The following is a 15,859-nucleotide window of genomic DNA, read 5'->3' on the forward strand; positions in this document are numbered from 1 at the left end:
TTTTGCCATACGACGATGACAAGCGTGGCAACGCCGACTGGCTTTTTAAGTATAAAACTAAAGAAGTGCTAGCGTGATCACGATACCCCCATTAGTCATAAGGAGACTATTGAGGGTCGCGCTTAAATCATCTGAATATTGATTTGATTATTCAGTGGCTGGACGTTTTTCTGCAACACTTTGAGCTCCTCAATAATCGCATCAGTGAGGCGGCTTTCCGCTTTATGACGCGTCAAGTTCTGTTGCATACGCTCTTTCTTGGCAATTTTTTGGCGTTCTTCGCCACGCGCCATATCTTTCACGATGTGGTAAAGCTCAGAAATCGCAGGGTACGTTTTATCGAAATCAACGCGGTCTTCACCTTGTACATAATCCATGATGTTATACACCCGGATACTGATTTCAGATAAATCGCACTGGCCTTGAATGCCCGCCTGACACAAAGTATGCACATTCTCAAAAATGTTGGCGTTACGTTTGTCTATCGCCAATTTTTGATGCTTCAGCTGCAATTCCTTTTGCTTTTTCAATTGAAGCAGAAGGTAACCTGCATAAGAAGCGAGTGCGATGATAATCACAACACCAGCAATAGCTAATAAGGTTACATTCATAGCTTAATTATCCTTTATAGTCGTCGAAATTAATGTCGTCGAAATCTGCCAGCAAGTCATCATCGTTGCGCGTGCTTTTCTCAGCAGGTGCAGTGAAGTCTTCCTCTTCTTCAGGTTCCAACAAACCTAGTTGGTCCATTAGCTTCTCAATGCGATCGAGTTTCTCATCGACGAATTTCTGTAGACCTGTGCCCAGGTTTTCACCCGCTTCAATACGGTCTAGCAACACGTTCAATTGCGCGTCATTTTCTAGCATCTCTAGTTCTTGCTCTGCCGACAAACGACGCTCTTGCTTCGTCATTTTCTTCGCAGGTTCAACAATCAGAGGTATTTTCTTTTTGCTGCCTAAGCGCGGGTCGCGATTTTGTGCAGCAGCTTGCTTTTTCTGCTCGTTAACTTCTGAGTTACGGTTACCCGTTTTCAGACCTTTACGCTTTTTAGCACGCTTGCGTAAGCGGCCTTCCACATCAGATTCTGTACGGTTACGAGTTACAACAAACTCAGGTGCACCAGCGGCACCCGGTTTTCTAGATTTTTTACTACGGCTCATTACTGGGGTTTCCTCAGTAAAATTACATCATTACCAATAAATTCGAGTTCGAGCTTATCCCGCTCTGCTAGGAACTGGAACGTGTCACGACTAAAGAACACTACGTGAGTGAGATCGTTCTTATAATGCCATGATTTGAAAGCCTCCACGTCGATGACCATTTTCGTCATCAGGCCTATCCAGCCCCCTGGCTTAACTAAATTCAACCATTGCTTCCACACCAAATCTGGGTGGTAGAGGTGCTCTATCACCTCTGTTGCTGTCATGAAGTCGTACGTTTTTTCTAAAACCGACGTATCAGGGTGGTAGTAGAGATCGTACAACGCCATGTTGTGCCCCGCCTCTTCCAGCATCAAGGAGAGCGTTGGGCCAGGACCACAACCAAAGTCGATACCATTTGATTGTGGAGAAATTCGCTCTGTGATCGGGTCAGCAATACGCGACAAAAAGCGTCGGTAACCCAAATCATCGGGGTTGTTCTCATGCAAATCATAGTGAGCTTTTTCGCTTTCCGCATCCAAACGTTGGTCTGGATTTACGAATACCAAGCTGCACTGCTCACATTGAAGATATTCACGACGCTTATCTTCAAAATAATGGTGAGTGCGCTGATTTTGGCATAAAGGACAGGTATGCATGCTGACTTCCTCAAACAGGGATGCGAAACATACCAGAAAGTGAACTCGGATTGGAGTGTTGTTGAGTATTTTTTCAGCAATTTTTGTTAAAAAACTTTGTTTACAACCTATAAAGCTAAAGTAAGTGCTGTAATCTCAATTCAAGTTACGACTGAGCAAGTCAACGGATATAAAAAAAGCGACAGTCAGACTGTCGCTTTCTAAGTGCCATCAATTGGCGAAACTGTGTTGCACACATTTGGTGCACCAATGATCCCTTTGTTTTTAGAGCTTTCCCTGCCAAAAAGAGTTGTTTTTCATCTTCCTGATGAGTTTTGGCTATCCGTTTACTTCCTGTCTACTGAGCAACTTCCTGTGCCTGATCCGTTTCACTGTCTTAACCGTCAGACGAGATGACCATCCTTATCTGATAGGCTCCCTACCTATCTAAATCCCTTTCTAAATCACCAAGCATCCGAGCTACATCCTTGGAGACCTAAACCGTGGTCTTAAATCCTTACATTCACTCCCTGTGAACGACTTCTACTTTACGCCATCCCGTTATGCTCACAAGTAATGGGTTGAAAAAATAATCCGCCTATTTTTCTAAAAAATCAAAATTATCATTTAATCAAAAACTTAAAAACACTAACAAGAAAAAGCCAACATCAAGTATGGCAAATGTCTCACAAACTGCCGAGCCAACTATCGCTTTCGCATCCAAACTCGACTGTGATATCTGTCACGAACAAAAATGCCCTAGTGGATTCACTAGGGCATTTTTGTACAAGTTGCTCGAACGATGTAGGGACATCTACCCAACCAGCTCAAGATGCAGGTTCTTGAGCGATTTAGGTATATTAGTGCAGACCGCCAACGTATTTAGACAGCACTTCGATATCTTCGTCTGTCATTTTCTTCGCGATGTCGCGCATCATGGCATTCATATCATTACCACGGTCGCCATCACGGAATTTTTCTAGCTGAGCTTTGATGTAGTCAGCATGCTGACCAGAAATTTTCGGGAAACCTGAAAGCTCAGTACCATTGCCACGAGGACCATGACATGCAATACATGCGGTTAGGCCACGCTCGGCATCACCAGCGGTATAAAGCGTTTTGCCTTTTGCTACTACATCTTCAGGTGTTGAGTTTTCTGAAACTGGTAGCGAAGCGTAGTAAGCAGATAGGTCTGCGATATCTTCATCGCTCAGTGGCATTGCCATACCACTCATTACAGGATCGTAACGACCTTGTTTACCACCACTTGTCATGCCTAGCTTAAGTTCTTTTAACTGCTTCTCAAGATACTTAGCGTGTTGGCCTGCGAGTTTCGGGTACGTTGTTATTGCACTGTTGCCATCTGCTCCGTGACAGGCGACACAGGTTTGTGATTTTGCTTTACCAGCCTCAATATTACCTTGGGCCCATACTGAGCAACTGGCTAAAAGACTCAAAATTAGCGCTAATTTCTTCATGACATTCCATTATAATTATCAAGCTTCCAGTACCACGGAATGTGAACATACCGCGTACACTCATGGTACAATAGGCGACCTTATGCCGAGCACGGTTATTTTACACATTTTCACAAAAAAGTAATCAATCGACTACACAAAGTCGAGATGGAGTTAACAGTGAGCGTAAAAATTCATTACCAAAATACGCATTTCATCACCAGCGCACCCGATATTCGTCACCTGCCGGAAGACGAAGGTGTCGAAATTGCGTTTGCAGGACGCTCAAACGCTGGTAAATCGAGTGCACTTAACCGTCTAACTAATCAAAAAAGCTTAGCCAAGACATCAAAGACACCTGGTCGTACGCAATTAATCAACCTTTTCAAAGTAGAAGAAGGTTGTCACATTGTCGATCTACCTGGATACGGTTTTGCTCAAGTACCGGTAGAGATGAAAAACAAATGGCAGAAATCTTTGGGTGAATACCTACAGAAACGCGAGTGCCTAAAAGGCTTAGTGGTTCTAATGGACATTCGTCATCCAATGAAAGATCTCGACCAACAAATGATTTTCTGGGCCATCGATAGCCACATTCCTGTGCAGGTTTTGCTAACCAAAGCAGATAAACTAAAAAGTGGTGCACGCAAACAAACTCTACTGAAAGTTCGTAAGCAAGTAGAAACTTTCGGTGGTGACGTTTCTGTTGATGTGTTCTCTTCACTGAAAGGATTAGGTGTCGATCAGCTACGTGCAAAACTGGATACCTGGTTTGCACCAGCACTAGCACACCTGATAGAAGAAGACGAACAAGAGATACCAGCGAGCGATGAAGAATAATTAACAATATTTGTTAAATTTCTTCGACACGGCCCTGCCATTTGGTGGGGCTTTTGTTTATCTGAACTAAATAACAGGCAATAAAAATCCCCGCCTTCCTGGCAGGGATAACGGGAGAGAAAAATTGGTAATTATTGTTATGTGACGAAGCATTGCTGAACTGAGATTCGATTTCAATAGGTTAAAAAGCGCTCTTGTTTCCTGTGTATCACCAAACATTCACTCCAAAAACACCCAATAGCGTTACAATTCAGACAGTTAAGCCAAGCAAATCTTCAAAAAGATGTAACTTAGTTTCTTTCAAGAAAAAATAATAGTGTGACTGGCGTAAATTTACAGGATGAATAACGCAATAAATTTGAAGGAAAAATCGAGATTTTGCAGTGACTTAGAAAGGTCAAAAAAGAAGGTTTTTGAAGGCTTACTTTAAGCTACTGATCCAAAAGAATAATTTTCTTTCGCCCAATAAAAAACGCCCCAGTCAAAAACTGACTGGGGCGGCTGAATCAGCCTAATCCAATAACGTGAAACAAAAGGTCTGAAAGATAGAACATCTTACCTCTGTACCCTACGAGTATTAATGTACAACAATTGGTCAGAATTGCAAAGAATTTTTGTAGTTTTTTTTCATGAAACTTTTATTAAGCAACATCAAAGTTAACTTTGCGCTAGCTTTTTTAATCTCAAAAAAAAGCCAGCGTTTGTGCGCTGGCTCATAATTAATTGGTTATTTTGGTCTAAAAATGACTAATGAGCTTGATCCCAGTTATCACCATGACCTGCTTCTGCAACCAACGGTACTTTTAGCTCTGCTGCAGATTCCATCAATTTCTGTACTTTACTTTCAATTTCGGACAATGATGACTCTTCAACTTCAAAGACCAATTCATCGTGTACTTGCATTAATAACTTCACACGACCATTGCCTTCTTCCTGAATCCACTGATCAACCAACAGCATCGCTTTCTTAATGATGTCCGCAGCCGTACCTTGCATTGGTGCGTTGATTGCCGCACGTTCAGCAGCTTTACGACGCATCCCGTTGCGCGATTTGATTTCTGGTAAATGCAAACGTCGACCAAAAATCGTTTCAACATACCCTTTATCTGCTGCCGTGCTGCGTGTGTCTTCCATGTACTGCATCACGCCTGGGTAACGTTCAAAGTATGTATCCATGTACGCTTGAGCCTCACCACGAGGAATGCCTAATTGCTTCGCCAAACCAAACGCACTCATGCCGTAAATAAGACCGAAATTAACCGCTTTCGCACGACGACGTTGCTCACTTGAAACGTCTTCAATAGAAACACCCATGATTTCTGCTGCGGTTGCCGCGTGGATATCTTTGCCATCACGGAATGCATCCAACAACGCTTGGTCGCCAGAAAGGTGCGCCATGATGCGTAGTTCGATTTGCGAGTAGTCAACCGCTAAGATTTTATGCCCTGATGGCGCGACAAACGCTTGACGAATACGACGGCCAGCTTCGTTACGAATTGGAATGTTCTGTAAGTTCGGATCAGTAGAAGATAGACGACCCGTTGCAGTCACTGCTTGGTGGTAAGAAGTATGCACACGTCCCGTCGATGGGTTGATCATCTTCGGCAGTTTGTCGGTGTAAGTTGATTTTAGCTTCGCCAAACCACGGTATTCCAAAATCAGTTTTGGTAGCGGGTAGTCTAGCGCGAGTTCTTGCAGAACTTCTTCATTCGTCGATGGTGTGCCTGATGGCGTTTTCTTCACAACCGGTAAACCCATTTTTTCAAATAGGATGGCTTGTAATTGCTTTGGCGAGTTCATATTAAACTCTTGCTCAGCAATTTCGTACGCTTTCTTTTCAAGCTCATCAAGGCGAGCGGTAATCTCGACCGACTGCGCACTCAGCTTCATTTCATCAATAAAGACCCCAGTGCGTTCAATGCGCGAAAGAACTGGCACCAACGGCATTTCAATCTCTTCGTAAACTGTCTTCAGGCTTTCATCCTGCTCGATATTAGCAAACAAGCGATTGTGCAGACGAAGGGTCACATCCGCATCTTCTGCCGCGTATGGCGATGCTTGTTCCAGTTCGATTTGGTTAAACATAAGCTGATTTTTGCCTTTACCTGCAATTTGCTCAAAAGAAATGCAGCTGTGCTGTAGGAAGCGAAGCGCCAAGCTGTCCATATCGTGTTTACCGCCGACACTGTTGTAGATATACGATTCCAACATCGTGTCGTGCTTGATACCTTTTAGCTCAATGTCGTAACGAGCGAGTACAGACGCATCATACTTTAAGTTTTGACCGACTTTTGCTTTCGCTGCATCTTCAAGAATTGGCTTCAGCTGTTCTAGTACCCAATCACGATCAAGCTGTTCAGGCGCATCTAAATAGTCATGTGCAACTGGCACATAAGCCGCAATACCTTCATCGACAGCGAATGACAAACCAACTAGATTCGCTAGCATGTAATCTAGGTTATCGGTCTCCGTATCAAATGCAAACAGCTCAGCCGTTTGAAGTTTATCTAGCCAAGCATTGAAGGTTTCTTTATCCAGAATTGTTTCATATTGGCTGCGATCGATTGTTACCGCAGAAGTTTCCATCTCGGCTTGAGAAGAAGAAGCTTGTGAAGATCCTGCAAGCTCTACGGCCTCCACAGATCCAGAACCGCCTTCAAGTAGTTCATTCAACCAAGATTTAAACGTCAGTTGGCCATACAGCTTCACTAATTCGTCTTTATTTGGTTCCGCTTTCAGCAATGATTCTGGCGTTTCCTCAAGCTCAACATCCAATTTGATGGTCGCGAGCTCATACGAAAGCATGGCATTTTCTTTGTTGTCGATGAGCTTTTTCGCCATGGTTTTAGAACCACGGAAACCAAGCCCTGCAATATCATCGAGGTTTTCATACAACTTCGTCAGACCACCAATACCTTGCAGTAGTGCGGTCGCTGTTTTATCACCGACACCCGGTACACCAGGAATGTTATCTACTTTATCGCCCATCAGTGCTAAGTAGTCGATGATCAACTCAGGTGGAATGCCAAACTTTTCAACCACACCTTCACGATCCATTACGACGTTCGTCATGGTGTTGATCAAGGTAATGTTATCATCCACTAGCTGCGCCATGTCTTTATCACCAGTACTGATCAATACAGGCATGCCCTTTTGTGATGCTTGGTATGCTAACGTACCGATGACGTCATCCGCCTCGACGCCAGGAACACAGATCAGCGGCAAACCCATTGCACGAATAACATTGTGTAATGGTTCAATTTGACAACGCAGGTCATCCGGCATTGGCGGACGATTCGCTTTGTATTCTGCATACATATCATCACGAAAGGTTTTTCCCTTTGCATCGAAAACCACCGCGATGCGCTCAGACGCAAACTGACGCATCATGCTGCGTAACATGTTCACGACGCCGTAAACGGCATTAGTTGGAATTTCACCATTGCTCATGGTGCCCGGGTAGGCGTGAAAAGCGCGATATAGGTAAGAAGAGCCGTCGATAAGGATCAACGGATTTTCAGGAATACTTGCCATAATTGTCTGTATCCAATTCAGTACTTGAGAGATCTGCCTAGGATGCCATGACTGCTGATCCGAATCTATCTTGTTCGCTCGATCTAGGTCGCGTAAATTTTTCCGACTTTATTCACGAAAACACCACCTCCTGTGGATAACTCTGTTTATAGAAATTATCCACTGGTTATCCAATAACAAAAAACACAAGAAAACACCAACTCAAACTATTGATTTATAATAATAAATTCGCATAACGGCGAGAAGATCAACGATCCTAAAATGATCATTGCATGTGGAAAAGATATTAATAGTGACGTCAAATAGAAATCGTAGAAAAGAAAAAAGCGACCCGAATGGGGTCGCCTAGCAGAAGTGGTAAAGCAAATTCTGTAAATAGAGCAGCTTAACCAAGAAGCTATAAATTACACTGGAAGCAATGTGAGCAATGTCGTGTCAAAAAGAATTCGTGCAAGTTCTCGGAAAAATGTTTCATCACTTCTCAACTTTCAGTTAATTAACTTCTGTTAATAAGTCACTCAACGTCCTTGTGAACTTTCCTCATTCCCTAAGACAGGTTTAATAATAATGATTCTCATTTCGTAGTCAACAGTTAAATGAGAAAAAATCTCATTTATTTTCACATTGCTTTAATGAAATGCACTCGAGACTCTCGAAGATTTACTTTTTCTTCAAACTTTTCAATGATATAGCCATTTCTCAATAACAAGCGAAGCATAGCCGGAAACTGGTTTCGAGATTTCACTTTTAATGTGTTGTAGCCTTGTTCTGCCACCCAATCCTCTTGAGCTTCCAAAAGCAGCTGTGCCACGCCTTCATTTCGAGCTTCAGGGACAACACCACCTAACCAGCTATAGAAAACACCATCCTCTAATTCGTAACCTATTTTGAAGCCGACAATCGTGCCATTTTTTTCTGCAACGAGGATTAAACTGTTTTTCTCTTCTAAACGTTGAGTCATGGAGTCTACCGTTTCTCCTTTCGAAAACTCGGTAACACGCGCCACAACTTGAAGTGCTTCTTCCAATGTGCCTTCACGAATCAGCATTGTCATTGTTCTCTTCTCCAAAATAAAAATACCCAAGCACCTTGGATTGTTACTGTTGTAATCCGCCTGAGGTTACTTGGGTATATACAGACGAACAACTCTTGTTGGTCTGGTATTTCTCACTGAGCGATAATTACTCTTCTGTCGCTTCCGGAGTACGATTTAGGTGTTGAGCAGTTTGTGCATTCTCTTCTGCCAACCACTCAGCAACGTCTTTCGCAAAGTACGTTAAGATGCCATCTGCACCTGCACGTTTGAAGCACAATAGTGATTCCATCACAATTTCACGCTCTTTGAGCCAGCCATTCATGATCGCCGCTTTATGCATCGCGTACTCGCCAGAGACTTGATAAGCAAATGTCGGTACTTGAAGTTCAGTTTTTACTCGGCGAACTACATCTAAGTATGGCATACCAGGTTTAACCATCACCATGTCCGCACCTTCATTGATGTCTAGCGCCACTTCATGGATCGCTTCATCAATGTTTGCTGGGTCCATTTGGTAGTTTTTCTTGTTGCCGCCTTTTAGATTTGAAGAAGAGCCAACCGCATCACGGAATGGTCCGTAGTAGTTCGATGCGTACTTAGCCGAGTAAGCCATGATTTGAGTATGAATGTAGCCCGCGTTTTCTAATGCTTCGCGGATCTTACCAATTCGGCCATCCATCATGTCTGAAGGCGCGACTACGTCAGCACCCGCTTCTGCATGAGACAAAGCCTGCTTAACCAATACTTCTGTGGTTTCATCATTCATTACGTAGCCATCTTCATCGATGATGCCGTCTTGGCCATGTGTCGTGAATGGGTCGAGTGCCACGTCTGTGATTACACCAATTTGAGGAATGTGTTCTTTAAGCGCTCGTACTGCTCGCTGAACCAAACCTTCTGGGTTGTAGGCTTCAGTAGCACATAAGCTTTTAGCGTCTTGGTTTACGACAGGGAAAAGCGCGATTGCTGGAACGCCTAGATTTGCAAGGTATTGTGCTTCTTCTAGCATTAAATCAATCGACAAACGCTCTACACCCGGCATGGACTCCACGCTCTCACGACGATCTTTACCCATAAGAATGAACATTGGGTAAATCAGATCATTAACAGAAAGTTGGTTCTCAGCCATCAAACGACGACTAAAATCGTGCTTACGTAAACGACGCATACGGCGTGCAGGGAATGGACCTTGAATTGATACAGACACCATTTTCTCCTTGTCTGGACGGTTATGATGATCAAATCATCTGGTGAACAAAATCATATCACTCTTGATGCATGTTGCGAGTGACAATCTGGAAAAAGGTAATGAAAAAAACTGAAAATGACCCAGCACTCACACTCAAGTATACTTCGAATACGAAACCAACCATGAAGCACAGAGAGTAACGATGATCGATACCCACGCGCACATCTATGCTAGCGAATTTGATAACGACCGCGATGAAGTAGTACAACGCGCCTTAACGCAAGGCATTAATAAAATCCTGTTGCCAAACATCGATCTGGACTCTATTGAGCCCATGCTACAAACCGAAGCGGCATATCCTGACGTATGCCACTCAATGATGGGGCTGCACCCTTGCTATGTGGACAGCAATGTTGAACAAACGTTGGAGATCATCCGCGGTTGGTTTGAGAAACACAAGTTTATTGCGGTGGGCGAAATCGGTATCGACCTATATTGGGATAAAACCTATCGTGCTGAGCAAGAAATGGCGTTCGTAGCTCAACTTAACTGGGCAAAAGAGATGGATTTACCGGTCGTTATCCACACTCGTGATTCGATTGAAGAAACACTCACTTTGCTGCGACAAGAGCAAGATGGTCGTCTGCGTGGTGTATTCCACTGTTTTGGAGGCAGCTTAGAAGAAGCACAAGCAATCAATGAGCTAGGCTTCCACTTAGGCTTAGGTGGCGTATCAACCTTTAAGAATGGCGGGATGGATAAAGTCATTCCACATTTGGATATGCAGTGGGTCATTTTAGAAACCGACTGTCCATATTTAGCGCCGGTGCCACACCGTGGTAAACGTAATGAACCAGCCTACACTTCTCTCGTTGCACAACGTGTTGCCGACTTGCGTGATGTCGACATCGCAACCATCGATGCCATAACGACTGAGAATGCCAAAACGCTGTTTAATATTTAATTCACGAGAATTGAAAAAAGCGACGAAATCAACGTCGCTTTTTTATCACCTAAACTATTGAATGAACGATTCAACCCGTTGAAATAGTAGAACAATCCATACAAAATTATTGATAAACATAATAATTAACTAGCAACTCTACTTACTTCTCATATCGTCACTTTACTTCGTCCGCTTTGCAAAACTGTCGACAACTCGACACATTATTTTTCTATACTGATTTACGCCCATTAATTAGCACAAATGTAAAACAGCATGAATATGGAAGTTGAAGTGTGTACACATGGTGCTTACTTACAACGCGTACCGCGCAGTTTTTTTCAAAAGCTGCTGGGCATCAAGGAAGTATACGTATGCACAAAATGTGGTTACGTCATGAAAGTTAAGTAATTAGCCCAAGAAAAAACCAACCGCAAAAAAAAGCGGCTCAATTGAGCCGCTTTTCACATCTAGATTAGCCTTATTCTTCGGTTTCCGCTTCTACTTCTTCGCTTCGACGAGTATAAAAACGCGCGAAGAACAAACCGACTTCAAACAGTAAACACATCGGAATAGCGAGTAAGGTTTGCGAGATCATGTCTGGTGGCGTTAACACCATACCTACGACAAACGCAGCCACTATAATATAAGGACGTTTCTGTCTTAAATCTTCTGGTGTAGTGGCCCCAGTCCAACACAACAAAATAATCGCAACAGGCACCTCGAATGCGATACCAAACGCCATAAATAGCGCCAGCACAAAGTCGAGATAACTCGAGATATCAGTTGCAAACTCTACTCCACCAAGAGAGATGGCGGTAAAGAAGCCAAACACCAATGGAAATACCACGAAGTAGGCAAATGCCACTCCACAGTAGAACAATAGCGAACTAGAGAACAGCAGTGGCATGATCAATCGACGTTCATGCTTGTACAAACCTGGCGCTACAAATGCCCACACTTGATACAAGATAAACGGCACCGCAATAAATACCGAAGCAATTAACGTCAGCTTAAGTGGCGTAAAAAAAGGTGACGCTACATCCGTAGCAATCATGGTCGCGCCTTCAGGTAGACGTTCTACTAAAGGTGCGGAAACAAACTCGTAAATGTGGTTAGAGAAATAAATTAGTCCGACAAACACGACCAACACTGCGAGGATTGAGCGCAGTAGTCGGTTGCGAAGCTCCAACAAATGACTAATTAAAGGTTGTGTCTGCTCGACGGTAGACATGGCAAACCTCTTATTAAAAACCAGATCAAAAAGGAGCTACCAATCACTAGTAGCTCCTCCTAATGAGACTATTCGGCTTTCTTATCTGCCGCTGTAACCTTGCTCTCTTGCGCTTTCTCTACCTTTTCTGCTGCTGGCTCTGTTTTTACAGGCTCAGCCTCTGAATCGGTGTTCTTTGCGTAAGGACGATTTACAGATTGCGCTGCCTTCTTCAACTCTTCAACTGAAGATTTCAACTCAGGGGACAAATCATCCATCCCCATTTGTTCTGCTTTGCGCAAGTTTTCTTGCAGCTCTTGGACTTTCAGCTCGTGTGACAATTCGTCTTTGACGCTATTTGCCATACTCTTAGCGGCACCGATAAAGCGAGACACGCTGCGAATAGCATGAGGCAAACGCTCCGGCCCAAGAACGACCAGACCAACAACAGATATTAATACCAGTTCCCAAAAACCGATATCAAACACGTTTTACGCCTGCTCTTTGTCTTTTTTCGTTTCAGGAGCAGCTTCTTTTTTCTGCTGCTCTTCTAGACTTTTTGGTTCGAAGTCTGCGTCTTTGTCATTTTTCGCAGGTTCATCTTCGCTCATCGCTTTTTTGAAGCCCTTAACGGCACCACCCAGATCGCCACCGATACCGCGTAGTTTCTTTGTTCCGAATAGCAATACAACAATTACAGCAATGATTAGAAGTTGCCAAACACTGATACCACCCATTCTCTTTACCTCGGGTCTTTAAACAAACAAAAATATTTCAAGAGTTTAACGTCTATTGACGATAAGCTCGCCAACTAAGCAGCCAAAATGTGACACCTGCGATACCGCAGGCCAACGAAAGCTGCTCAAAAGCATCGTTCACCAATATTGCCGAGCATACGACTAAAGTCGCGCCAACGCCAAACAAAAACTTTCCTGTCGCCTGCTGGCGCTTGCTCTGGCGATACCCTTGATAAAGCTGATCCATACGTTGATTCATCGCTTTACCTTGTTTCAGGCTATCGTAAAGTAGCTCTGGCAGTTCAGGTAATTTCTCTGCCCAAAATGGTGCGCGGTCTTTAATCGCATTCACTAGAGCTTGCGGCCCAACTTGATTCATCATCCATTCTTCCAGGAATGGTTTTGCGGTCTCCCACAAATCAAGTTGAGGATATAGCTGCCTACCAAGCCCTTCCACGTACAACAGCGTTTTTTGCAACAGTACAAGTTGTGGCTGAACCTCCATATTGAATCGACGTGCCGTGTTGAACAAATTCAACAACACATGACCAAAGGAGATTTCGCACAATGGCTTAGCAAAAATAGGCTCACACACAATGCGAATCGCGAACTCAAACTCATCGACATTGGTATCCGCAGGCACCCACCCTGAATCCACATGTAACTCCGCCACTCGGCGGTAGTCACGATTGAAAAACGCCAGGAAGTTTTCCGCCAGATAACGCTTGTCTTCGCTATTAAGTGTACCAACGATTCCGCAATCTAGCCCTATCCACATTGGGTTCTCTGGATGTTCGGGTTTGACGAACACATTACCCGGATGCATATCGGCATGAAAAAAGCTGTCTCGGAACACCTGAGTGAAGAACACACTCACACCGCGTTCCGCGAGCAATTTCATATTGGTGCCATTTGCTTTCAAGCCTTCAATATCAGAGACTTGAATGCCATATATTCGCTCAGAAACCATGACAGTTTCATTACTGAAGTCGGGAAAAACTTCAGGAACATATAATTCTTCGCTGCCTTCAAAGTTGCGGCGCAACTGAATGGCATTCGCCGCCTCACGTCGCAAGTCGAGTTCATCAAGCAGGGTTTTCTCGTATTCACGCACGACTTCAACTGGTTTTAAACGACGTGCTTCAGGCATCGCTCCGGCGACTATACGCGCCATTCGGTGCATCAGTTTTAGATCTGAATCAATGACTGGGCGAATATCTGGGCGGATAACCTTTAATACCACTTCTTGGTTAGTGTCTTTTATGCGCGCAGTATGTACCTGAGCAATCGACGCAGACGCCAGTGGTTTGATATCAAACTCGGTAAACCATTTTTCTAACGGACCACCTAATGCTTGCTCCATCTGCTTTTTTGCCAACTCGCCATCAAAAGGCGCGACTTGGTCTTGAAGTAAAGCTAGGGGATCAGCGATATGCGGAGGAAATAAGTCACGGCGCGTCGACATCATCTGACCGAACTTAATCCAAACCGGCCCCAGCTCTTGCAGTGCTAAACGCAGACGTTCACCGAGTGGTTTTTCTGGATGCTTGTTCTTAATCCAAAACAAGCTTTTGCGCAGTAAAAGCGGCGCTTTGGTCAGTTGGTGATCGGGAAGCAGCTCATCTAAGCCGTATTCCAGTTGTACTTTGGCGATGTGGTATAAGCGCTTTAGTTCTGCTGGCGTCATGGTTTCTCCAATGCAGGCTTATCTGCATCCAGCTTATTCAGCAAAGCCGTTAAACGAGCTTCAATGCGAGAAGCCTGGCTGCGAACCTCATCAACTTGGTCGCAGAAATAGGCCACTTCTAACGGAGCGGGAGCCAGTTTCCATTCTTCAGTCACTACTTGCGCAAGATGACGCTGGTGTTTTTCTGCTTGAGACGCAAGAAAGTTGCCGATGTTTTTTGAACCTTGCACAAAGGTATGTGCGGCGACATCGCCAGTCACGCGAGACAACCACTCTTCAACATCTGGTTTGCAATCCACCATCAACTGAGAGAATTTCTGCGCCAATTGAATATCGCCTTCAAGTTCAAGTTTATCTTGTTTAATAAGACGAGTGATGTTGGCCTGATCGCGCAGCTCTGGTAACACACTCAAGTTGAGCGATAGATAGCAGTTAGGCTGCCCTTCGTAATGACCAAGCACATCAATTTGCTGACTAAAAACGAATGTCAGTGTTTTATTGATCTCTTTCAGGTGAACTTGAATAACTTGACCTTTTAGACGCGCTAAACGACGGCCCAATACAGGGTCGTCTTTGATCAGTGTATTCAGTGACGTTTCAATCACAGCGGTGATAAGTGGTTCAAATGGCATGCCGTTAACCCTTAGAATTTATAACCGCGATGCAAAGCCACAATACCACCAGTTAAGTTGTAGTATTTGGTGTTTTCAAAACCTGCGTCTTGCATCATGCCTTCCAGCGTTTCTTGGTCTGGATGCATACGGATTGACTCCGCTAGGTAGCGGTAACTCTCTGAGTCATTCGCAACTAGCTCACCGATTCTCGGCAACAAGTGGAATGAATATGCGTCGTATACTTTAGATAACGGCTCTAGCACTGGTTTTGAAAATTCCAACACCAATAGGCGGCCGCCTGGCTTCAGTACGCGGAACATTGAACGAAGCGCTTTGTCTTTGTCAGTCACATTACGCAAACAAAAACTGATGGTGATGACATCAAAATAATCATCTGGGAACGGCAGTTCTTCTGCGTTGGCTTGAACGTAATGCACGTTACCCACAATACCGTTATCACGCAGTTTATCGCGACCAACGTTAAGCATTGAGTTATTGATATCGGCAAGGATGACATGGCCTTCATCGCCAACAATGCGCGAGAATTTCGCCGTCAAATCCCCCGTACCACCACCTAGGTCAAGAATACGTTGGCCAGGGCGAGCGCCACTACAATCGATAGTGAAGCGCTTCCAAAGGCGGTGAATACCACCTGACATCAGGTCATTCATGATGTCGTATTTTGTTGCCACGGAGTGGAATACTTCGGCAACCTTAGTCACTTTTTCGTCTTTTGCCACTGTAGAGAAACCAAAGTGAGTGGTTTCATTCTCTAACGCTGTATTGGATTGCAAACTTGTGTCCGTCATTCTAATTCCTCTTAGGCAGCGC

General features: G+C 44.1%; 15 protein-coding genes. 2 read left to right on the plus strand and 13 right to left on the minus strand.

Translation table 11 applies throughout. The features are described from left to right. Window positions 1-122: 122 nt before the first annotated feature. The 4 genes from UQW94_RS21920 to UQW94_RS21935 form a co-directional block, all read right to left on the minus strand. Complete coding sequence (locus tag UQW94_RS21920) at window positions 123-611, minus strand: DUF2489 domain-containing protein (RefSeq protein WP_154204921.1); 489 nt, start codon at window positions 609-611, stop codon at window positions 123-125. A gap of 7 nt (window positions 612-618) precedes the next feature. Continuing rightward, window positions 619-1,161, minus strand: coding sequence for a Der GTPase-activating protein YihI (gene yihI, locus UQW94_RS21925; protein ID WP_005379252.1), 543 nt, complete (start codon window positions 1,159-1,161; stop codon window positions 619-621). Then, entirely contained in the window at window positions 1,161-1,799 is a 639-nt protein-coding gene (locus tag UQW94_RS21930) for a class I SAM-dependent methyltransferase (RefSeq protein WP_005379250.1), read from the minus strand. The genes yihI and UQW94_RS21930 overlap by 1 nt, the downstream gene beginning before the upstream one ends. An 839-nt stretch (window positions 1,800-2,638) precedes the next feature. Next, a complete protein-coding gene (locus tag UQW94_RS21935; RefSeq protein ID WP_005379248.1) occupies window positions 2,639-3,256 on the minus strand; it encodes a c-type cytochrome in 618 nt (205 codons plus the stop codon). Between the two features lie 159 nt (window positions 3,257-3,415). Here UQW94_RS21935 and yihA point away from each other — a divergent pair, with 159 nt between their 5' ends. Further along, complete coding sequence (gene yihA, locus UQW94_RS21940; protein ID WP_017635019.1) at window positions 3,416-4,075, plus strand: ribosome biogenesis GTP-binding protein YihA/YsxC; 660 nt, start codon at window positions 3,416-3,418, stop codon at window positions 4,073-4,075. Window positions 4,076-4,822: 747 nt separating this feature from the next. On the opposite strand, the gene polA is transcribed toward yihA, so the two are convergent. The 3 genes from polA to hemB form a co-directional block, all read right to left on the minus strand. After that, window positions 4,823-7,609, minus strand: coding sequence for a DNA polymerase I (polA, locus tag UQW94_RS21945; protein WP_213964346.1), 2,787 nt, complete (start codon window positions 7,607-7,609; stop codon window positions 4,823-4,825). A 619-nt stretch (window positions 7,610-8,228) separates the two neighbouring features. Continuing rightward, window positions 8,229-8,663: a GNAT family N-acetyltransferase gene (locus tag UQW94_RS21950; protein ID WP_005379245.1), complete on the minus strand. Its 435-nt coding sequence runs from the start codon at window positions 8,661-8,663 to the stop codon at window positions 8,229-8,231. 127 nt (window positions 8,664-8,790) lie between these two features. Continuing rightward, the gene (hemB, locus tag UQW94_RS21955; protein ID WP_031777176.1) at window positions 8,791-9,852 is read right to left on the minus strand and encodes a porphobilinogen synthase; all 1,062 of its coding nucleotides are present in this window, start codon (window positions 9,850-9,852) and stop codon (window positions 8,791-8,793) included. 184 nt (window positions 9,853-10,036) lie between these two features. Here hemB and UQW94_RS21960 point away from each other — a divergent pair, with 184 nt between their 5' ends. Further along, window positions 10,037-10,798, plus strand: coding sequence for a TatD family hydrolase (locus tag UQW94_RS21960; RefSeq protein WP_137281629.1), 762 nt, complete (start codon window positions 10,037-10,039; stop codon window positions 10,796-10,798). A 460-nt stretch (window positions 10,799-11,258) separates the two neighbouring features. On the opposite strand, the gene tatC is transcribed toward UQW94_RS21960, so the two are convergent. From tatC to ubiE, 6 genes are all read right to left on the minus strand, one after another. Next, a complete protein-coding gene (tatC, locus tag UQW94_RS21965; protein WP_005379234.1) occupies window positions 11,259-12,011 on the minus strand; it encodes a twin-arginine translocase subunit TatC in 753 nt (250 codons plus the stop codon). Between the two features lie 68 nt (window positions 12,012-12,079). Beyond that, window positions 12,080-12,478, minus strand: a complete 399-nt coding sequence (gene tatB / locus UQW94_RS21970; RefSeq protein WP_033905892.1) for a Sec-independent protein translocase protein TatB — start codon at window positions 12,476-12,478, stop codon at window positions 12,080-12,082. A gap of 3 nt (window positions 12,479-12,481) precedes the next feature. Continuing rightward, window positions 12,482-12,727 (minus strand): Sec-independent protein translocase subunit TatA, encoded by a 246-nt coding sequence (gene tatA, locus UQW94_RS21975; RefSeq protein WP_005382958.1) that lies wholly within the window; start codon window positions 12,725-12,727, stop codon window positions 12,482-12,484. Between the two features lie 52 nt (window positions 12,728-12,779). Next, on the minus strand, window positions 12,780-14,414 hold the full coding sequence (ubiB, locus tag UQW94_RS21980; protein WP_005379226.1) for a ubiquinone biosynthesis regulatory protein kinase UbiB: 1,635 nt from the start codon (window positions 14,412-14,414) through the stop codon (window positions 12,780-12,782). After that, window positions 14,411-15,046: an SCP2 domain-containing protein gene (locus UQW94_RS21985; RefSeq protein ID WP_322142556.1), complete on the minus strand. Its 636-nt coding sequence runs from the start codon at window positions 15,044-15,046 to the stop codon at window positions 14,411-14,413. Before UQW94_RS21985 ends, ubiB begins: the two co-directional genes overlap by 4 nt. An 11-nt stretch (window positions 15,047-15,057) precedes the next feature. Then, a complete protein-coding gene (ubiE, locus tag UQW94_RS21990) occupies window positions 15,058-15,837 on the minus strand; it encodes a bifunctional demethylmenaquinone methyltransferase/2-methoxy-6-polyprenyl-1,4-benzoquinol methylase UbiE (protein WP_005379210.1) in 780 nt (259 codons plus the stop codon). Window positions 15,838-15,859 lie beyond the last annotated feature (22 nt).

It is taken from the genome of Vibrio sp. PBL-C16 (assembly GCF_034321865.1).
Classification (GTDB): domain Bacteria; phylum Pseudomonadota; class Gammaproteobacteria; order Enterobacterales; family Vibrionaceae; genus Vibrio; species Vibrio alginolyticus.